13 protein-coding genes and 1 pseudogene are annotated in these 20,476 nt (G+C 70.5%); 8 read left to right on the forward strand and 6 right to left on the reverse strand.

Features of this window, described 5'->3' with window-relative positions:
• The first annotated feature begins 471 nt into the window (after positions 1-471).
• The 5 genes from C1J00_RS17580 to C1J00_RS17600 are packed head-to-tail and all read left to right on the forward strand — an operon-like array spanning position 472 to position 8,679.
• Positions 472-3,546 (forward strand): sensor histidine kinase, encoded by a 3,075-nt coding sequence (locus C1J00_RS17580; protein ID WP_102910025.1) that lies wholly within the window; start codon positions 472-474, stop codon positions 3,544-3,546.
• Complete coding sequence (locus C1J00_RS17585) at positions 3,543-3,977, forward strand: roadblock/LC7 domain-containing protein (RefSeq protein ID WP_102910026.1); 435 nt, start codon at positions 3,543-3,545, stop codon at positions 3,975-3,977. Before C1J00_RS17580 ends, C1J00_RS17585 begins: the two co-directional genes overlap by 4 nt.
• A gap of 9 nt (positions 3,978-3,986) precedes the next feature.
• A complete protein-coding gene (locus C1J00_RS17590; protein ID WP_102910027.1) occupies positions 3,987-4,382 on the forward strand; it encodes a DUF742 domain-containing protein in 396 nt (131 codons plus the stop codon).
• 24 nt (positions 4,383-4,406) lie between these two features.
• Complete coding sequence (locus C1J00_RS17595) at positions 4,407-8,093, forward strand: hydantoinase B/oxoprolinase family protein (RefSeq protein WP_102910028.1); 3,687 nt, start codon at positions 4,407-4,409, stop codon at positions 8,091-8,093.
• Positions 8,074-8,679 (forward strand): GTP-binding protein, encoded by a 606-nt coding sequence (locus tag C1J00_RS17600; RefSeq protein ID WP_102910029.1) that lies wholly within the window; start codon positions 8,074-8,076, stop codon positions 8,677-8,679. The genes C1J00_RS17595 and C1J00_RS17600 overlap by 20 nt, the downstream gene beginning before the upstream one ends.
• A gap of 90 nt (positions 8,680-8,769) precedes the next feature.
• Here C1J00_RS17600 and glpK read toward each other — a convergent pair whose 3' ends face one another.
• Both glpK and C1J00_RS17610 read right to left on the reverse strand, forming a co-directional pair.
• Complete coding sequence (glpK, locus tag C1J00_RS17605; protein WP_102910030.1) at positions 8,770-10,287, reverse strand: glycerol kinase GlpK; 1,518 nt, start codon at positions 10,285-10,287, stop codon at positions 8,770-8,772.
• 21 nt (positions 10,288-10,308) lie between these two features.
• Complete coding sequence (locus C1J00_RS17610) at positions 10,309-11,106, reverse strand: MIP/aquaporin family protein (protein ID WP_102910031.1); 798 nt, start codon at positions 11,104-11,106, stop codon at positions 10,309-10,311.
• A gap of 731 nt (positions 11,107-11,837) precedes the next feature.
• Here C1J00_RS17610 and C1J00_RS17615 point away from each other — a divergent pair.
• The gene (locus C1J00_RS17615; protein ID WP_102910032.1) at positions 11,838-12,374 is read left to right on the forward strand and encodes an NUDIX domain-containing protein; all 537 of its coding nucleotides are present in this window, start codon (positions 11,838-11,840) and stop codon (positions 12,372-12,374) included.
• On the opposite strand, the pseudogene C1J00_RS17620 reads toward C1J00_RS17615, so the two are convergent.
• Positions 12,292-14,517 (reverse strand): annotated as a pseudogene (locus C1J00_RS17620) (glycoside hydrolase family 31 protein); the annotation flags it as partial. The gene C1J00_RS17615 and the pseudogene C1J00_RS17620 overlap by 83 nt on opposite strands.
• A 211-nt stretch (positions 14,518-14,728) precedes the next feature.
• Between C1J00_RS17620 and C1J00_RS17625 the strand changes: the two are divergent.
• Both C1J00_RS17625 and C1J00_RS17630 read left to right on the forward strand, forming a co-directional pair.
• On the forward strand, positions 14,729-16,696 hold the full coding sequence (locus C1J00_RS17625) for an acetoacetate--CoA ligase (protein ID WP_102910033.1): 1,968 nt from the start codon (positions 14,729-14,731) through the stop codon (positions 16,694-16,696).
• A 180-nt stretch (positions 16,697-16,876) separates the two neighbouring features.
• On the forward strand, positions 16,877-17,767 hold the full coding sequence (locus C1J00_RS17630; RefSeq protein WP_102910034.1) for a DUF8829 domain-containing protein: 891 nt from the start codon (positions 16,877-16,879) through the stop codon (positions 17,765-17,767).
• 67 nt (positions 17,768-17,834) lie between these two features.
• On the opposite strand, the gene ptsP is transcribed toward C1J00_RS17630, so the two are convergent.
• The 3 genes from ptsP to C1J00_RS45905 form a co-directional block, all read right to left on the reverse strand.
• Positions 17,835-19,505, reverse strand: a complete 1,671-nt coding sequence (gene ptsP, locus C1J00_RS17635) for a phosphoenolpyruvate--protein phosphotransferase (RefSeq protein ID WP_102910035.1) — start codon at positions 19,503-19,505, stop codon at positions 17,835-17,837.
• Positions 19,506-19,583: 78 nt separating this feature from the next.
• Positions 19,584-20,033, reverse strand: coding sequence for a PTS sugar transporter subunit IIA (locus C1J00_RS17640; RefSeq protein WP_102910036.1), 450 nt, complete (start codon positions 20,031-20,033; stop codon positions 19,584-19,586).
• A 249-nt stretch (positions 20,034-20,282) separates the two neighbouring features.
• Positions 20,283-20,476: hypothetical protein (locus C1J00_RS45905; protein ID WP_102910037.1), on the reverse strand; the 194-nt coding region annotated here is incomplete at its 5' end.

A 20,476-nucleotide genomic window follows, 5' to 3' on the forward strand; every position in this document is an offset into this window, starting at 1 on the left:
CGTCAGCTGCGCCCCACCCGCCCTGGGCGCACCGCGCCGTTCCGCCGTGCCCATCACCGTGTCACTCCCCACCGCCAGCAGACCGCTCGCTCGATCCGAAGACCCGTGCTCCCAGTGGCTGCCCGGCTTGCGCTGTTTTACGCCGCCCAGGTGCGGGACGCGGCTCCTGTGGCCGATTCCGCCCCCGTCTCCCGTGAGGAAGGACGAACAACTCCTCACGAAGATTCCCGGAAACCGAAACTTTTCAGCCAACCGCCCTGACGGAATCCGAGGATTGGCCCACGCCGCGACCACCGGTTTCGGGGAGACAACTCCCGTAATGCCCGGACAACTCGCCATGCCGCGTGGCTGGCGCGGAAGTTCAGGTTCGGGACCGGCTTTCGAGTTCCCTGTGGGTCGGTAGTAGGCTCGCGCCGTTTGTTGACGCACATGTGTACCCCGGGTAGCCGGGGGCTCGAGCTGGGGGAGGCCATGCGCTTTCGCGGGAAGTCCATCCGCCGGAAGATCGTGGCGCTGCTTCTCGTGCCGCTGGTGTCCCTGACCGCGATCTGGGCCTTCGCCACGGTGCTCACGGGACGTGAGGCGGGCGACCTGTTCAATGTGTCGTCCGTGGTGGAGAAGATCGGCTACCCCATCGAGGACACCGTTCGCGTCCTCCAGGAGGAACGCCGCCAGACCCTCGTCCACCTCGCCGACCCCCGCGCCTCCGACGGGCTTGCCGCACTCCGGCGCAGCCGGACCGCCACCGACAAGGCCGTCAGCAGCATCCGCGAGAACGCCCGCAACCCTGACGTGCGCGACGCCATGGGCGCGGACACCGACGAGCGACTGACCGCCGTTCTGGACGCCTTCGACGGCATCGAGTCGCTGCGCCGCAGCGTCGAGGACGGCACCGTCAACCGAACCCAGGCTCTCGACCTCTACAACCGGCTCGTCGACCCGTGCTACGTCCTCCTCGCCAACCTGCACGTGGTCGACAACGTCGAACTGGACAAGCAGTACCGCGCGCTGGTCAATCTCGCCCGCGCCCGCGAACTGCTCTCCCGCGAGGACGCCCTCCTCGGCTCCGCCCTGATCGTCGGCAGGATCTCCCACTCCGAAGAGCGGGACATCTCCGACCTCGTGGCCCAGCGCACCCTGATGTACGACGTCAACCTGCCTCTGCTGCCCGTGGCGGAGCGGGACCGCTACCAGAGCTTCTGGAAGAACGCCTCCTCCGCCCCCCTGCGCGTGGCCGAGGAAGCCGCCGTCTCCTCCGGGGCCGGAACCCCCCGGGGCATTTCCGCCAAGAGCTGGGACAGCGCCGCCGGTAACGTGCTCGACGAGCTCGGCACCCTCAACGACCAGGCCAACGACCGTTACCAGGACCGCGTCCACCCCGTCGCCGTAGGCGTCATCGCCAAGGCGGTCATCGCCGGCGCACTCGGCCTGATCGCGCTCCTGCTCTCCCTCTTCCTGTCCGTGCGCGTCGGCCGCACCCTCATCCGCGATCTGCGGCAGCTGCGTCTGGAGGCCCACGAGGCGTCCGGAGTGCGCCTTCCCAGCGTCATGCGCCGCCTCTCCGCGGGCGAGCAGGTCGACGTCGAGACCGAGGTCCCGCGCCTCGAATACGACAAGAACGAGATGGGCGAGGTGGGCCAGGCCCTCAACACCCTGCAGCGCGCCGCTGTCGAGGCCGCCGTCAAGCAGGCCGAGCTGCGCGCAGGCGTCTCCGAGGTCTTCGTCAACCTCGCGCGCCGCAGCCAGGTCCTGCTCCACAAGCAGCTCACCCTGCTCGACGCCATGGAACGCCGGACCGAGGACACCGAGGAACTCGCCGACTTGTTCCGCCTCGACCACCTGACCACCCGCATGCGCCGGCACGCCGAGGGCCTCGTGATCCTCTCCGGCGCCGCGCCCTCCCGGCAGTGGCGCAAGCCCGTTCAGCTCATGGACGTCGTGCGCGCCGCCGTCGCCGAGGTCGAGGACTACGAACGCATCGAGGTCCGCCGCCTTCCGCGCATCGCCATCAGCGGCCCGGCCGTCGCGGACCTCACGCATCTCGTGGCCGAACTCCTGGAGAACGCCACGGTGTTCTCGCCGCCGCACACCGCCGTGCAGGTTCTCGGCGAGCGCGTCGCCAACGGCTTCACCCTGGAGATCCACGACCGTGGCCTCGGCATGGCCGCCGAAGCGCTGCTGGACGCCAACCTCCGGCTCGCCGAGACGCCGGAGTTCGAGCTGTCCGACACCGACCGGCTCGGCTTGTTCGTGGTCAGCCGACTCGCCCAGCGCCAGAACGTCCGGGTCTCCCTGCAGCCCTCCCCGTACGGCGGCACCACCGCGGTGGTCTTCATCCCCGACGCCCTGCTGACCGACGACGTCCCGGACACCAACGGCATAGGGTTCCGGCTCGACCGCCCCCAACTGGCCAAGGAGAGCGAGCCGCAGGACAGCCGCCGTGCCGCGCTGTCCCAGACCCCCGCACAACGCACCGGTCTGCCCGCATCCCTGCTGGACGGCCCGGTCGAGCTGGAAGCCCCCGTCGACCTGGAGACCATCGGCGATTTCCCCGGCGCCATACAGGACGAGGACAGTGAACACGGCGGCATGTTCCGCCATCGCCATTCCCTCACCCGCGCCCCGGACGAGACGTCGGGCCGCCGCACCGACCCGCGTCGGCAGAGCACCGATGCCCGCGGCGCGGCGGACCGGGCCGACGGCGACGAAGAGCTGAGTGCTCCGGTCCCGCTGTCCCGCCGCCACACCCCCAAGCTCGTCAGCTCGCACGGGCGCCCGGTCACCGAGCAGCGCCCCCGGCGAGGGAAGACGGACGAGGAGACCACCACGGCCACCGGCCGGCCGGAGTCCAGCCCGGCCTCCGCCCTCCCGCAACGCCGCCGCGGCGAGGAGCCCACGAGCGGCCGGGCCGCCGGCCGGCCGGGACCCGAGCACGCGCCCGCCCTTCCGGCCCGGCGCCCCGGCGAGAGCTCTCCGACCGGCAGCCGACGCGAGGACGCCCTGCCGGACGCGCCGCCTCCGCTGCCGGCGCGCCGTCGCGGGACGGAACCCGCCCGCCGTGGCATCGGCACGGCCGGCCGCGACGAAGACCACACCGGGTCCCCGGCCTCGTCCGGCAGCACCGCCGGTGACCGCTCCGATCCGCCCGCTCTGCCCTGGCGGACCCGCCGCGCGGAGATCGCCTCCAGCGGCCCGGACGGACCGGACCACGGCTCCACCTCGGAGGTCACCGGCGGACCCCCGCGCCACGGGACAGCCTCCGGCGCCGCGGCGCCCGAGACCGGCCACGTAACACCGCCCGGCTCCGGCTCAGCGCCGCTGCCCCGGCGGGTCCGCCAGGCCAACCTGGCCCCGCAGCTGAAGCGGAGCTCGGAGCCGCGTACCGACGACAGGGCCGAGCCCGTCGAACGCGACGCCGAGGAAGTACGCAGCCGCATGGCATCGCTCCAGCGTGGCTGGCAGCGTGGCCGTGAGGAGAACGCCGAGGGCGATGCCGCCCACACCGGCGCAGCACCACAAGGAACGACAGAGGGGGACGGTCGATGACCGCACCGAAGGCGACCGGCCACACCGCGACCAGCAAGGGGGAGCTGAACTGGCTCCTCGACGACCTGGTGGACCGTGTCGCGAGCATCCGCAAGGCCCTCGTGCTCTCCGGCGACGGTTTGCCGACGGGCGTGTCCAAGGACCTGACCAGAGAGGACAGCGAGCACCTGGCCGCCGTCGCCTCCGGGTTCCACAGCCTCGCCAAGGGCGTGGGGCGCCACTTCGAGGCCGGCAACGTCCGCCAGACGGTTGTCGAGCTCGACGACGCCTTCCTCTTCGTGACGGCCGCCGGCGACGGCAGCTGCCTCGCCGTCCTCTCGGACGCCGACTCCGACGTCGGCCAGGTCGCTTATGAGATGACGCTCCTCGTCAAGCGGGTGGGCGTGCATCTGGCCGCCGCTCCACGCACCGATCTGCCCGCAGGCGGGTAGTGGGATGACATGAGCGCTGACGGTCAGGGAAGAAGCCACTGGTTCGACGACGATGCCGGACCGGTCGTCCGTCCGTACGCCATGACCCGCGGCCGCACCAGCAGTCAGGGCCAGCACCGCCTGGACCTGATCGCGGTCGTGGTCGCGGAGCCGCACGCGGACGATCCGGAAGCCGACCACATGCTGGCCCCGGAGCATGTGGACATCGTCGAACTGTGCCGCGACATCCCGCAGTCGGTCGCCGAACTCGCAGCGGAACTCGACCTGCCGATCGGGGTGGTACGGGTCCTCGTCGGGGATCTCGTGGACGCGGAATTCGTCCATGTGAACCGGCCCGTACCCCCTGCCGAGCTGCCGGACGAGAGTATTCTGCGCGACGTGATCAACGGCCTCCGGGCGCTGTGAGCAGCGCGGAAGCGGGGTACTGACGTGACTGGCTGGCAGTTCTGGGTCGACAGAGGCGGCACCTTCACCGACGTCGTCGCCCGGCACCCGGACGGCCGGCTGCTCACGCACAAGCTGCTCTCGGACAGCCCGGCACGCTACGCCGACGCAGCGGTCGAGGGCGTCCGCACCTTGCTGGCCGGCTCCGGCGATCCCGTCGACAGCGTGCGCATGGGGACCACGGTCGCCACCAACGCCCTCCTGGAGCGCAAGGGCGAGCGCACCCTGCTGCTCATCACCCGCGGCTTCCGCGACGCCCTGCGCATCGCCTACCAGAACCGCCCCAGCATCTTCGCCCGCCGTATCGACCTGCCCGAGCTGCTGTACGAGCGGGTCGTCGAGATCGACGAGCGCATCGCCGCCGACGGCACCGTCCTGCGCGCCCCCGACCCGGACGCCCTCGCCGGACCGCTGCAGGAGGCGTACGACGACGGGATCCGCGCCGTCGCGGTGGTGTGCATGCACAGCCACCTCCACCCGGCCCACGAACAGGCCGTCGGGGAGCTCGCCGCCCGCATCGGCTTTCCGCAGATCTCGCTCTCCAGCGAGGCCAGCCCACTGATGAAACTCGTACCCCGCGGGGACACCGCCGTCGTCGACGCCTACCTCTCGCCCGTGCTGCGCCGCTACGTCCGGCAGGTCGCCGACGAGCTCGAAGGCGTGCGGCTGATGTTCATGCAGTCCCATGGCGGTCTCACCGAGGCAGGGCAGTTCCGAGGGAAGGACGCCATCCTGTCCGGGCCGGCCGGAGGCATCGTCGGCATGGCCCGCATGTCGCAGCTCGCCGGCTTCGACCGGGTCATCGGCTTCGACATGGGCGGGACCTCCACCGACGTCTCCCACTTCGCAGGCGCGTACGAGCGTGTCTTCACCAGCCAGGTCGCCGGTGTCCGGCTGCGCGCCCCCATGCTGGACATCCACACCGTCGCCGCCGGGGGCGGGTCGGTCCTGCACTTCGACGGCTCCCGCTACCGCGTAGGGCCGGACTCGGCGGGCGCGGACCCGGGGCCCGCCTGCTACCGCGGCGGCGGACCGCTCGCCGTCACCGACGCCAACGTCATGCTCGGCCGGATCCAGCCCGCTCACTTCCCGACGGTGTTCGGACCCGACGGCGACCAGCCCCTCGACGAGACACTCGTCCGGGACCGCTTCACCGCCCTCGCCCGCGAGATCGGCGAGCAGACCGGCGACGACCGCACGCCCGAACAGGTCGCCGAGGGCTACCTGCAGATCGCGGTGGCCAACATCGCCTCCGCCGTGAAGCGGATCTCCGTCCAGAAGGGCCACGACGTCACCCGCTACGCCCTCACCACCTTCGGAGGGGCCGGCGGCCAGCACGCCTGCATGGTCGCCGACTCCCTCGGCATCCGCACCGTCCTCGTGCCTCCCATGGCCGGGGTCCTGTCCGCACTCGGCATCGGTCTCGCCGACACCACTGCCATGCGTGAGCAGTCCGTCGAGGCGCCCCTGGCACCGGCCTCGATGCCCGGCGTCCTCAGGACCGCCGAAGACCTGGAAGCGGCGGCGCGCGCCGAGCTCCTCGCCGAGGACGTTCCCCCGGAGCACATCGAGGTCACCCGCCGCGCGGAACTCCGCTACGACGGCACCGACACGACCCTCACCGTGGACCTGACCGAGCCCGACGCGATGCGACGCGCCTTCGAAGAACGTCATCGCGCCACGTACTCCTTCACGCTCGACCGCCCGATCGTTGTCGAAGCCCTCTCCGTCGAAGCCACCGGCATCACCGAACCCCCCGATCTGTCCGCTCTCGCGCCCCGCGCGGCCACTGCCGACGGCAGCCCCGGCCGCGGCTCCGCGGCGCCGGGGACCGTCCGCCTCCACACCGGCGGCGCCTGGCGCGACGTGCCCCTCCACCGCCGGGAGGACCTTCCCCCCGGCGACACCGTCACCGGCCCGTCGATCATCGCCGAAGCCGGGTCGACGACCGTCGTCGACGACGGCTGGCGGGCCGCGGCGACCGACGACGGGCATCTGGTCATGGAACGCGCCGCGATTACACAGAGTTCCGATCTCGACACGAAAGTCGACCCGGTTCTGCTTGAGGTCTTCAACAACCTGTTCATGTCGATCGCCGAGCAGATGGGCGCCCGCCTCGAATCCACCGCCCAGTCCGTCAACATCAAGGAGCGCCTGGATTTCTCCTGCGCCCTCTTCGATCCGGACGGAAACCTGGTGGCCAACGCCCCGCACATCCCCGTCCACCTGGGCTCGATGGGCACCAGCGTCAAGGAGGTCATCCGGCGGCGCGGCACCCGCATGCGCCCCGGCGACACCTACGCCGTCAACGACCCGTACCACGGCGGCACCCACCTGCCCGACGTCACCGTGATCACGCCGGTCTTCGACGCCCCACCGCCGATCGGCACGGAGAGTGACGCGGAAGGACGGGCGGGGAGCGAACCGGAGATCCTGTTCTACGTCGCCTCGCGCGGCCACCACGCCGAGATCGGCGGCGTCGCCCCCGGCTCCATGCCCGCGGGCAGCCGCACCATCGAGGAGGAGGGTGTCCTCTTCGACAACTGGCTCCTCGCCGAGAACGGTCGTTTCCGCGAGGACGAGACCCTCCGCCTCCTCACCGAGGCGCCCTACCCCTCCCGCAACCCGAAGACCAACCTCGCCGACCTGCGCGCCCAGATCGCCGCCAACCACAAGGGCGTCGACGAGGTCGGCCGCATGATCGAGGACTACGGCCTCGACGTCGTCCAGGCCTACATGAGGCACGTCCAGGACAACGCCGAAGAGGCCGTGCGCCGCGTCATCGGCGCCCTCGACGACGGCGACTACGCCTACGAGACCGACTCGGGCGCGATCATCCGCGTGGCCGTGCGCGTGGACCGCCGGAACCGGTCCGCGACCATCGACTTCACCGGCACGTCCGCGCAACTGCCCACCAACTTCAACGCCCCCTTCTCGGTCGTCAACGCCGCCGTCCTCTACGTCTTCCGCACCCTCGTCGCCGACGACATCCCTCTCAACGACGGCTGTCTGCGCCCCCTGCGCATCGTCGTCCCGCCCGGCTGCCTGCTCGCACCCGAGCCGCCCGCTGCCGTGGTCGCCGGGAACGTCGAAACCTCGCAGGCCGTCACTGGAGCCCTCTACGCGGCGCTCGGCGTCCAGGCCGAGGGCTCCGGGACCATGAACAACGTCACCTTCGGCAACGAACAGCACCAGTACTACGAAACCGTTGCCTCAGGCTCCGGCGCGGGCGACGGCTTCCCCGGCGCACCCGTCGTCCAGACCCACATGACCAACTCCCGCCTCACCGACCCCGAGGTCCTGGAGTGGCGACTGCCCGTGCGTCTTGAGGAGTTCGCCGTCCGGCGCGGCAGCGGCGGCGCCGGCCGGTGGCACGGCGGGGACGGCGCGGTCCGCCGCATTCGCTTCCTCGAACCCATGACCGTGTCCACCCTGTCTCAGCATCGCCGGGTCCCGCCGTACGGCATGGCGGGCGGCCAGCCGGGAGCGCTCGGCGCCAACCGGGTGGAGCACGCCGACGGCACGGTGACCGCGCTCGCCGGCAGCGACTCCGCGGACCTCGTCACCGGCGACGTACTCGTCATCGAAACCCCGGGCGGCGGAGGCTACGGCCGGCCGTCGCCCGACACCCATCAAGCAGGAGAAGAGATCGATGATCTTCGGGCGTTCTGAGCGCGGCAAGCCCCCGGTCGAACCCGTCACGCTCAAGATCCTGGTGGCCGGCGGCTTCGGAGTGGGCAAGACCACGCTCGTCGGCGCGGTCAGCGAGATCAGGCCGCTGCGCACCGAGGAGCTGCTCACCGAGGCGGGGCGCCCGGTGGACGACACCAGTGGTGTGGAGGGCAAGCACACCACGACCGTGGCCATGGACTTCGGCCGTATCACCCTCCGCGAGGACCTCGTGCTGTACCTCTTCGGCACACCCGGCCAGGAGCGGTTCTGGTTCATGTGGGACGAGCTCTCCGAAGGAGCACTCGGTGCCGTCGTCCTCGCCGACACCCGCCGCCTGGAGGACTGCTTCGCCGCCGTCGACTACTTCGAACGGCGCTCCATCCCCTTCCTCGTCGGCGTCAACTGCTTCGAGGGCGCTCCCCGCTACCCGACCGAGGACGTCCGCCAGGCCCTCGACCTGGACGAGGGCGTCCCCGTCCTCATGACCGACGCCCGAGACCGAGAGTCGGTCAAGGAGGCACTCATCGGCGTGGTCCAGCACGCCATGGCGTACGCGGCCGACCGCCGCGAGGCCGTCACCGGCTGACGCCGCCCGGACAGCGGGGGTACGCGGCCCGTACCCCCGCCGACCGGGGGAACGGGCCGCCGTCGGAAACGACGCTGCACGCGCGCGTGGTCAGCTTTCGCCCTCCTCCCAGCCGAAGCTCTTCTCAACGGCCTTGCGCCAGTTGTGGTACTCGCGGTCCCGCACCGACGCCTCCATGTCCGGAGTCCACTCGACGTCCTTCTTCCAGTGCGCCTTGAGCTCGTCCAGGTCGTTCCACACACCGGTGGCCAGACCGGCCGCGTACGCGGCACCCAGGCAGGTCGTCTCGGAGATCTTGGGCCGTACCACCGGGACGTCGAGCACGTCTGCCTGATGCTGCATGAGGAGGTTGTTCTTCGTCATGCCGCCGTCGACCTTCAGGGTGGTGATGTGCACCCCGGAGTCCTGGTACATGGCGTCCACGACCTCACGGGTCTGCCAGCTCGTCGCCTCCAGCACCGCGCGAGCGAGGTGCGCCTTCGTGACGTACCGGGTCAGGCCGGTGACCACGCCACGTGCGTCGGAGCGCCAGTACGGCGCGAACAGGCCCGAGAACGCCGGAACGATGTACGCGCCGCCGTTGTCCTCCACGCTCGCCGCGAGGGGCTCGATCTCGTCGGCCGTTCGGATGATGCCGAGCTGGTCCCGGAACCACTGCACCAGCGCACCCGTGATGGCGATCGCGCCCTCCAGGCAGTAGACCGGTGCCTCGGTGCCGATCTTGTACCCCATCGTCGTCAGCAGTCCGCTCTTCGACGGCACTGGGCGGTCGCCCGTGTTGAGCAGCAGGAAACTGCCCGTGCCGTACGTGTTCTTGGCGGTGCCCACGTCATAGCAGGCCTGCCCGAACACGGCCGCCTGCTGGTCGCCCAGCGCGGAGGCCACGGGCACACCGGCGAGCTGGCCGACGGCCGTGCCGTACACCTCGGAGGAGGAGCGGATCTCGGGCAGCATGGCCTCGGGGATGTTCATGGCCGAGAGGATCGAGGAGTCCCACTGGAGGGTCTCCAGGTTCATCAGCATGGTGCGTCCGGCGTTGGTCACGTCGGTGACGTGCTGCCCGCCGTCAGTGCCGCCGGTGAGGTTCCAGATCAGCCAGGAGTCCATCGTGCCGAAGGCGATCTCGCCGCGTTCGGCACGCGCCCGGAGGTCGGGCACGTTGTCGAGCAGCCAGGCCGCCTTGGGCCCCGAGAAGTAGGTGGCCAGCGGCAGACCCGTCTGCTCACGGAAGCGGTCCTGCCCGTCCGTGGCACCCAGCTGATTGCACAGCGCCGCCGTCCGCGTGTCCTGCCAGACGATGGCGTTGTGCACCGGCTTGCCCGTGGAGCGGTCCCACAGGAGGGTCGTCTCGCGCTGGTTGGTGATCCCCATCGCGCTCAGCTGGTCGGCCCTCAGGCCGGCCTTGGCGATCGCCCCTGCCACAACCGCCTGCACCTTGGACCAGATCTCGGTGGCGTCGTGCTCCACCCAGCCGGGCTTCGGAAAGATCTGGCGGTGCTCGCGCTGGTCCACGGCGACGATCGCGCCGTCCTGGTCGAAGACGATGCAGCGGCTCGACGTGGTGCCCTGGTCGATCGCGGCGACGTACTTCTCGGCGTTGTCCGTCATGGCTACCCCTTGATCGCTTGGTCAGAAGGCTGCGTTGTAGATGAGCGCCCCGAGAATTCCGCCGACGGCGGGTCCTATCACCGGGACCCAGGAGTACCCCCAATCCGACGTGCCCTTGTTCGGGATCGGCAGGAACTGGTGCACGATGCGCGGACCGAGATCGCGTGCCGGGTTGATCGCGTAGCCGGTCGGCCCACCGAGCGAGAGTCCGATGCCGACGACGAGCAGGGACACCAGCAGGATCGAAATGCCGGAACCATAGATTCCGGCCGCTTCTCCCGGGACCGGGCCGATGCCGACCCCTTGGACGACCCGGTCGTCACCCACCAGGGCGAGGATCGGCAGTACCAGGGCGATGGTCGCGAGGATCTCCGTCATCAGGTTGGCGACCGGGTTCCGGATCTCCGGGATGGTGGAGAAGATGCCCAGCGTCGGAACGGGCTCGTCCGCGGTGCCTTCCGTGGTACCCGTCTTCCGTACGTTGGCCTGGAACTGGGCGAAGTAGACCAGGTACGCGAGGACGGCGCCGAGCATCGCGCCCACGATCTGTCCCAGCAGGTAGATCCCGACCTTGTCCCATACGCCTGTGTCGACGGCCAGGCCCAGTGTGACGGCGGGGTTGATGTGGCCACCCGACAGCGGGGCGGCCGTATAGGCGCCGGCCAGGACGCCGAAACCCCAGCCGAACGCGATGACGATCCAGCCCGAAGCCCGGGCCTTCGAGAACCTCAGCGTGACGGCGGCGCACACACCGGCGCCGAAAAGGATCAGGATCGCCGTACCGATCATCTCACCGAAGAAGATGTCTCCGTTGCTCATGGCGGCTCCTAGGCCGTGGCCGGGGACGATCCGCCCCGGACCTCACATGAAGGCTGCGTTCCCGTGGCCACATCAACCGAAGGCGTGAGATCCCGCGCCCCGACCGGCTTCCGTGACGAGCGTGCCGTCGCAGCCGACTTGCCCGTGCGGGAAGGGGCCTTGGCGCAGGCGCATCCACGCGCCGCAGTGCCGGGATACGCCGCGTATGTACGGCGATGTCGACTGACACCGGAAGTGTTAACCGGCACCCGAAGTGCGTCAAGGTCGCCGACCGCAACGGTTGACGGCCATTTGACGGCCGCCGGGCTCGCGCCTGGCCGACGGGCCGGTTGCTCGGCCATGGCGGCGCCCGGTGGGGTCGTTGTTCACATCCGTTCCGGCCCCGCGCGGGCCTGGGTGAGCCGCGCGAGGCTTGGCTGATGGTGTCCGGCCTCCGCCGGGCTCCGCCTGGGGGCGAAAGCCCAGCCGCACCTGACTCCTCGCTTGCTAGTGTCCAGGATTCACCTGACCTGGCGGTTTCTCAACCGCAGGAGTTCCGCGGGGCCGTGGCCGCCTCGGAAGGCCCAGGGCAGGCCGGGTGCCGGTCGCCCCCGGCAGGCCGGGCGGGCGTGTGTCTCCAGCCCCGCGACAGCGCCGGTCGTCAGCTTCCCCGTGTCCAGGAGGTCGCTGACCAGCGCTCGCTGAGCAGCCTGCTCACTGCGCCCGCTCCGTGGTCGGCTACAGTCCGCCGCGTGTCCGAGAATCAGTACTCCGCTTCCAACTCCGCGCCGAACTCCCACTGTTCGAGCTGCGGCGCACCCTACGGAGAGGGCGTCACCGGCTGGCCCCGCACCTGCCCGGCGTGCGGGGCCGTGGCCTACCGCAACCCACTCCCCGTCGCGGTGGCCCTCCAGCCCGTGTACGACACCCACGGCACCGCCCTGGTCGTCATCACCCGAACCATCGCCCCCGCGCGCGGAGGGACCGCCCTGCCCGGTGGGTACATAGACGACCGGGAGGACTGGCGGCAGGCCGTCATACGCGAACTCAGGGAGGAAACCGGCATCGACGCGGCCGGGCGTGACGTACGGCTCGCCGACGCGATGAGCTCACCCGACGGGCACCTGCTGCTGTTCGGTCTCCTCCCTGAGCGGCCCGCCGAGGGCCTGCCCTCCTCCGCCGCCACGGAGGAGACAGCGGGCTGGCACCTCCTGCGCAGGCCCGAGGAACTCGCCTTCCCCCTGCACACCCTCGCCGTACGGGCCTGGTTCGAGGGCCGGTACATCTGAGCTCACAGCTCCCCGGCCCCGCGCGCGCCAACACCGGGATGCGCGCCAGAGGCGCGTCGACGAGCACCTGCCCCGGCCCCTCGTACGCCTGCCCTGTCGTGGTGTCGTACCAGCGCCCCCGCGGCAACTGCACCGCACGCCGGTCGGCGCCCGGGTCCAGCACCGGCGCCACCAGCAGGCTGTCACCCAGCAGAAAGGCGTCCTGACACTCCCGCAGCGCCCGCTCCTCCGGCGCCGTCCACCACAGGGGCCGCACATAGGGCGCTCCCGTACGCCGTGCCAGATGCGCCAGCGTCACGAAGTACGGCAGCAGCCGTCGGCGTTCGACGAGTGCCACGCGTGCGTGCTCCAGCACCTCGCCGCCGAACTCCCACGGCTCCCTGCGCCCCGCCCGCAGACTCGCGTGCGTACGGAAGAGCGGCAGATAAGCGCCCAGCTGGAACCACCGCAGATACAGCTCGGGGGACGGATCCCCGTCGAAGCCCCCGACGTCGGGCCCCGAGTACGGAACACCGCACAGCCCGAGTCCCATCACCAGGGCCAAGGAGGCCCGCAGCCCCGGCCAGCCGGTGGCCACGTCCCCCGACCACGTCCCTCCGTAGCGCTGCATGCCGGCCCACCCGGAGCGGGAGAACAGAAACGGCCGCTCCTCGGGAGCGAGCTTCCGCAGCCCCTCGAAGGCCGCCCTGGCCATGCACAGCGCGTACACGTTGTGCGCCTCGCGATGGTCACCGCCCCGCCCCTCCAGGGAGTGCCGGGCCGACCGCGGCAATGTCGACTCACCGAAGGCGGTGAACGACGTGGGCTCGTTCACGTCGTGCCAGAAGCCCGAGAAGCCCTGGGCGAGCCGCTCCTCGTAGAGCCCGCCCCACCACTCACGCACGCGCGCGTGCGTGAAATCGGGAAAGACCGCTTCGCCGGACCATGCGACACCCTCCACCACGTCCCCCGAGGCACCCCTGACGAACGCGTCCTCGGCAGCACCGGCGTCGTACACCGCATGACCGGGCAGCGCCTTCACAGCCGGGTCGACGATCGACACCAGCCTGACGCCGTCCCGCCGGAGCTCCTCGGCCAGGACGGGCAGCTTCGGAAAGCGGTCCTGGTCGACGGTGAAGACCTGATGTGCCTCCAGGTGGTCGATGTCCAGGTGTACGGCGTCCAGCGGCAGACCGTGTTCCAGGTACCCCGTGACGATCCGCCGCACCTCCTGCTCGCTGCCGAACCCCCACCGCGCGTGATGGTGCCCGAGCGCCCACGCGGGCGGCAGCGCGGGCGCCCCGGTGAGCGACGCCCAGGCGAGCAGCACGCGCGCGGGAGTGCCCACCATCACCCAGCAACGCAGCGGACCACCGTCCATCCGCAGTTCGCTCGTCCCGGCGAGGTCGTGCCCGGATCCCGCACCCTCCTCACCCTCCCGCACCGTCACCGTGCCGTCCCACGAGCTGTCGTGGAACGCCAGATGCGTACCTCCGTCGGACACCACCAGCTGCGCCGGCATCGTGATGTACAGCGGGTCGTCCCCAGGTGTGAAGGCGCGGCCGGGATCGGTGTTCCACAGCCGGTACGTCCCGTCCGGCAGCCGAGGGCCCGAGGCGCGTCCCCCGAGTCCGAAGAACCGCGCGTCGGCGCCCACCTCCGACCGCTGCATCCACCGCGCCGGGCCGCCGCCGACCGGCTCCCACCACCGCGGCGGCAGATCACGCCGTAGGGTCACACCACCGGGAGTAAGCACTTCCACCGCACCGTGGCGCGAGACCACCACCGTCACCCGCTCGGCCACCACACGCCAGCCGCCGTCCTTGTCCGGCTCCAGCACCGCCCGTGGATCGGGCTCCGGGCCACGGCCGGCCAGCGCGTACGACGGCTCGGGCTCCGCCCCGTCCCAGCCCCAGAACACGGCCCCGTTCACGGCGACCAGAATCCGCAGCTCCGCCCGGCTGAAACGGACGACGCCGCCCCCCGGCCCCGGCTCCGCGTCCTCCACCGGCCCGGGCACTCGCGCACGCTCCGCCCCCCGCACCGGCAGCCAGGTGGCGTCGGCCCGGCGCCTGCGCCACGCTGCTCGTACGGTACGCACGCCCTGAGCCGCCCCCACCGAAGCCACCGCTCTCACCGAACGCACCAGGTCACGACCGTTCATGCTGTTCACCCTGCCACTGACCGCCCCGCACACGTGTGTCGTTCAACTGCCGTTCACCAGTGCCAGGACCACATCTTCACGACACGGACTATGTGGGGCGCACCCTGGTATCGAAGTCGATCACATGGCATTGTCCGTGCCAGCCGCTCACGCGCACACCCCAGCCCGTGCGCGGAGGACGCACACGACGCGCACAGTCCGGGAGCCGACCATGTCGACCGACAGTTTCCAGCCGCTCTGGCAGCCCGACCCCGGGCGCATCGCCCGGGCGCGGATCACCCGATTCCAGGCCTGGGCCGCCGAACACCACGGCGCCCCCGCCGAAGGCGGCTACGCGGCCCTGCAGCGCTGGTCCGTCGACGACCTGGACACCTTCTGGAAAGCCGTCACCGAGTGGTTCGACGTCCGCTTCTCGCACCCCTACGCGCGCGTCCTGGGCGACCGCTCGATGCCGGGCGCCCAGTGGTTCCCCGAAGCGACCCTCAACTACGCCGAACACGCCCTGCGTGCGGCCGACACCCGCGCCGACGAACCAGCCCTCCTGCACGTCGACGAGACACACGAGCCACGCCCCGTCACCTGGGCCGAGCTGCGCCGCCAGGTCGGCTCCCTGGCCACCGAACTACGTGCCCTCGGCGTACGCCCCGGAGACCGCGTCAGCGGCTATCTCCCCAACGTCCCGCAGGCCGTGGTCGCCCTCCTCGCCGCAGCCGCTGTGGGCGCCGTCTGGACGTCCTGCGCGCCCGACTTCGGCGCCCGCAGCGTCCTCGACCGCTTCCAGCAGGTCGAACCCGTCGTGCTGTTCACGGTCGACGGCTACCGCTACGGCAGCAAGGAGCACGACCGCCGCGAGATCGTCGCCGAACTGCGCCGCGAACTGCCCACCCTGCGCGCCGTCGTCCACATCCCCCTCCTCGGCACCGAGGCACCCGAGGGCGCCCTCGACTGGTCGGCCCTCACCTCCGCCGACACCGATCCCGTCTTCGACCAGGTGCCCTTCGACCACCCCCTGTGGGTGCTCTACTCCTCCGGCACGACCGGCCTGCCCAAGGCCATCGTCCAGTCCCAGGGCGGCATCCTCGTCGAGCACCTCAAGCAACTCGGCCTGCACTGCGACCTTGGCCCCGAGGACCGCTTCTTCTGGTACACGTCGACCGGCTGGATGATGTGGAACTTCCTCGTCTCCGGCCTGCTCACCGGCACCACGATCGTCCTCTACGACGGCAGCCCCGGCTACCCGGACACCGGTGCCCAGTGGCGCATCGCCGAACGCACCAGGGCCACCCTCTACGGCACCTCGGCCGCCTACGTCATGGCCTGCCGCAAGGCGGGCGTCCACCCGTCGCGCGACTTCGACCTCTCCTCCGTCCAGTGCGTCGCCACCACCGGTTCGCCCCTGCCTCCCGACGGCTTCCGCTGGCTCCACGACGAGGTCCGCGACGACCTGTGGATCGCCTCCGTCAGCGGCGGCACCGACGTGTGCTCCTGCTTCGCCGGAGCCGTCCCGACCCTCCCGGTCCACGTCGGCGAGCTCCAGGCCCCCTGCCTCGGCACCGACCTCCAGTCCTGGGACCCGAACGGCAACCCCCTGGTCGACGAGGTCGGCGAGCTCGTGGTCACCAACCCCATGCCGTCGATGCCCATCCACTTCTGGAACGACCCCGACGGCAGCCGCTACCACGACAGCTACTTCGACACGTACCCCGGCGTCTGGCGGCACGGCGACTGGATCACCGCCACCTCCCGCGGTTCCGTCGTCATCCACGGCCGCTCCGACTCCACGCTCAACCGCCAGGGCGTACGCATGGGATCCGCCGACATCTACGAGGCCGTGGAGCGACTCCCCGAGATCAGGGAATCCCTCGTCATCGGCATCGAACAGCCCGACGGCGGCTACTGGATGCCCCTCTTCGTGCACCTGGCCCCCGGAGCCGTCCTGGACGAGGCCCTGCTGAACCGCATCAAGCAGACCATCCGAGAACAGCTGTCACCGCGCCACGTCCCCGACGAGATCATCGAAGTACCCGGCGTCCCGCACACCCTCACCGGCAAGCGCATCGAGGTCCCGGTCAAACGCCTCCTCCAGGGCACCCCGCTGGAGAAGGCGGTCAACCCGGGCTCCATCGACAACCTCGACCTGCTGACCTTCTACGAGAACCTGGCCCGCAAGCGCGCCTGACCTCGAGCACCCCCAGCACACAACTCCCCGTCACCGGCGCTCGGGCTACCGGTCACACCGCCATACCCGCTGTGAACTGCCCCTTCCGTCCTCAAAGCAAGCGATGACCGGGAGGCAGGCCATTGTCAGTGCCGGCCGTTACTGTGAGTGAGCATTGATCGACCGTGCACAGGGGGAACAATGGCACACACCGACAACCGGACCATGCGACGCGTCCTGCACCGGGAAATCGCCGGCACCATCGGCCTGCTGACCGACGAACACGACTTCCGGGCCATGCGGCGCTACCGCAGCTTCACCTTCGCCGACCACGCGACCTACCTGAAACAGGTGGAGGCCCTCCTCAGGACCCGCGCCCTGCAGGGCAGCCACACCACGGTGGCCCTCTTCGACCCCGAGGAGTACGCCGAGTTCTGCACACACAAGGGCCTGGACCCCGACCACCCATCGAGCCGCACACACTTCACCGCACAGCTCGCGGCCACAGGCCCGACCCTTCCCTACGACGGCCGTCCGCTGGCCGACCTGCTCCCGGCCCTCGTCGACGAAGCCGTACGGCAGGCCACCTGGGAGTACGCGACCACCCTCCTCGCCGGCCTGGGCGCCTGCACCTCCTGCGGCGAGGACATCGGACGCGCCGCCTTCACCCGAGCCGCGGGCCTCGTCGTCCGCATCCTCGACACAGCCCCACCCGGCGACCGCCACCTCGTCTGCAGCGTCACCGGACCGCCCGAAACCCTCACCACCGCCCTCCACATCACCGACGACGGCACCGCCCTGGAACTGAACGAAACAGAAGCCCTCGAGTTCACCACGATCCTGGCCCTCGGCCTGGCCACCGAGAGCCCTGGAGGACTCGTCATCCGCACCAGCGCCCCGGACACACCCGACCGCGTCTACGGCTGGCGCATGCGCGCATACGGCCTCGAACCCCTCACCGCAGGAGAGGTCTTCGACGCCTACTGCACCGACGTCGAATCAGGAGACCTGATCTCCCCGGAATCCAACGTCGACTACTGCGCACCGCCCGACCTCGGAGAGGAGAAACCCACCCCCGGGCACCAGCACTGAAACGCCGGGAGGGGCGCCCCACCTCAGTGGAGCGCCCCTCCCGGGAAACCGTCGTCGCAGGCCCGGCCTACTCGCCCGACAGCACCGCCTGCGCGGCGCTGCGCGCGTCCTCAGCGCTGTCCGTCGCCCGTGCCGCCGCAGCAGCCCGCTCGCACTGCGCCAGCGTGTACTTGGCCAGCGTCGCCCGGACATAGGGAATCGACGCGGCCCCCATCGAGAGCGAGGTGACGCCCAGACCGGTCAGCACACACGCGAGCAGCGGGTCGGACGCGGCCTCACCGCAGACACCACAGCTCTTGCCCTCGGCCTTCGCCGCCTCGGCGGACAGCTCCACCAGGTCGAGCAGAGCGGGCTGCCACGGATCCTGCAGACGGGACACCGCGCCCACCTGGCGGTCGGCGGCGAAGGTGTACTGAGCGAGGTCGTTCGTCCCCAGCGACAGGAACTCGACCTCCTGCAGGATCGAGCGGGCTCGCAGCGCGGCCGACGGAATCTCGACCATCGCGCCGAACTTCGCCCGCAGTCCAGCCGCCCGGCAGGCGTCGGCGAATGCCCGGGCGTCCGTACGGTCCGCCACCATGGGGGCCATGACCTCGAGGTATACGGGCAACCCCTCCGCGGCCTTGGCGAGCGCGGTCAGCTGGGTACGCAGGACCTCCGGGTGGTCGAGGAGCGTCCGCAGACCCCGCACGCCGAGCGCCGGGTTCGGCTCGTCGGACGGCGTGAGGAATTCGAGCGGCTTGTCCGCGCCCGCGTCCAGCACCCGCACCACGACACGCCCCTCGGGGAACGCCTCGAGCACCTGCCGATACGCAGAGACCTGCTTCTCCTCGGACGGCGCCTGCTTGCTGTCGTCCAGGAAGAGGAACTCGGTACGGAAGAGGCCCACCCCCTCGGCACCGGCCTCGACGGCGGCCGCCACATCAGCGGGGCCACCGATGTTCGCGAGCAGCGGCACCTTGTGACCGTCCGCGGTGGCACCGGGCCCGGTAGACGCAGCCAACGCAGCCTTGCGCTCGGCGGCCGCGGCCTCGAGCCGAGCCTTCTTGTCGTCGCTCGGGTCCACGAAGATCTCTCCCGTGCTGCCGTCGACGGCGATCATCGTGCCTTCGGCGAGCTCACCGGCACCCGGCAGCGCCACCACGGCCGGCACACCGAGGGCCCGGGCAAGAATCGCACTGTGGCTGGTGGGACCGCCCTCCTCCGTGACGAAGCCGAGCACCAGAGTCGGGTCCAGCAGCGCGGTGTCGGCCGGTGCAAGGTCACGGGCGACCAGGATGTAGGGCTCGTCGCTGTCGGGGACGCCCGGCATGGGCACCCCCAGCAGACGCGCGACGATACGATTTCGCACGTCGTCGAGGTCGGCCACCCGTCCAGCCAGGTACTCACCGGCCCCCGCCAGCAGCTCGCGGTAGGAGGCGAAGGCGTCGTACACCCCGCGCTCCGCCGTGCTGCCGACGGCGATCCGCCGCTCCACATCGGACATCAACTCGGGGTCCTGAGCCATCATGGCCTGTGCCTCGAGTACCGCCTGGGCTTCACCGCCGGCCAGGTTCCCGCGCGCCATCAGGTCAGCCGCCACCGCCTCCACGGCCTTGCGGGCGCGCCCCTGCTCACGCTCCGCCTCTTCCGCGGGGATCTGCTTCGCGGGCGGCTCGAGCACCGCCGTCCCCATGTGCCGAACTTCGCCGATGGCCACACCGTGGCTCACCCCGACGCCTCGCAGCGTTGTCTCCATCTCACCCGTCTCCGATAGAGCGGCGGGCCCCGCCGCCGCGGTGGTTGTCGTACACGCCGTCACAGGACGGCACTGACGTCACTTCCAGAGGAAGAGACTGTCGCCGGCCTTCACTTCGCCGTCGATGCGAAGATCGGAGAGAGCTTCAGCCGTGGCCTCCAGGGCCACGACCGGGCAGATCGCGGACTTGCCGGCGGCCTCGACGGCAGCCGGATTCCAGCGCACGACACCCTGACCACGCCGGACGGTGTCGCCCTTGTTCACGAGCGGCTCGAAACCCTCGCCGTTGAGCTGCACGGTGTCGATACCGAGGTGGGTGAGCACGCCGTGTCCGCTTTCGTCGACGACGACGAACGCGTGCGGATGCAGGGAGACGATGACGCCGTCCACGGGCGAGACGGCCTCGGAAGGCTCACGTACGGGGTCGATCGCTGTGCCCGGGCCGACCATGGCCCCGGAGAAGACGGGATCCGGCACGGCTGCCAGTCCGATGGCGCGTCCTGCGAGCGGGGACGTCACGGTGGTCATGGGAAACCTCCCAGGGGTGGAGATCGATATGGCCGTCCCTGTAGGTACCGGGCGGCACACTGTTCAGCAGCGTATGTCACCTGAAGTGCCGGTTCCGCGGGAGCAGCTCGAAGTGGTCTAGACCATACCTCAAAACGATTTGCACCGGCTCCGCGGCCGCGTGTACAGTCGTACTCCTGCTTGGGGCTGAGCGACGTGATCTCGCGTCTTGGCCGGGCAGCAACCAACTTGTCAGATCCTATCTTCGGGTCACTTTCTGCATGCCTGCAGGAGGGTGGTCAGAGGGCCGGAAAAACCCTGATAGAGTTTGGAACGTCGAAGGGAAGCGCCCGGAGGAAAGCCCGAGAGGGTGAGTACAAAGGAAGCGACCGTTCCTTGAGAACTCAACAGCGTGCCAAAAGTCAACGCCAGATATGTTGATACCCCGTCTCCGGCCATCATGG

This window comes from Streptomyces cahuitamycinicus (assembly GCF_002891435.1).
GTDB classification, from domain to species: domain Bacteria; phylum Actinomycetota; class Actinomycetes; order Streptomycetales; family Streptomycetaceae; genus Streptomyces; species Streptomyces cahuitamycinicus.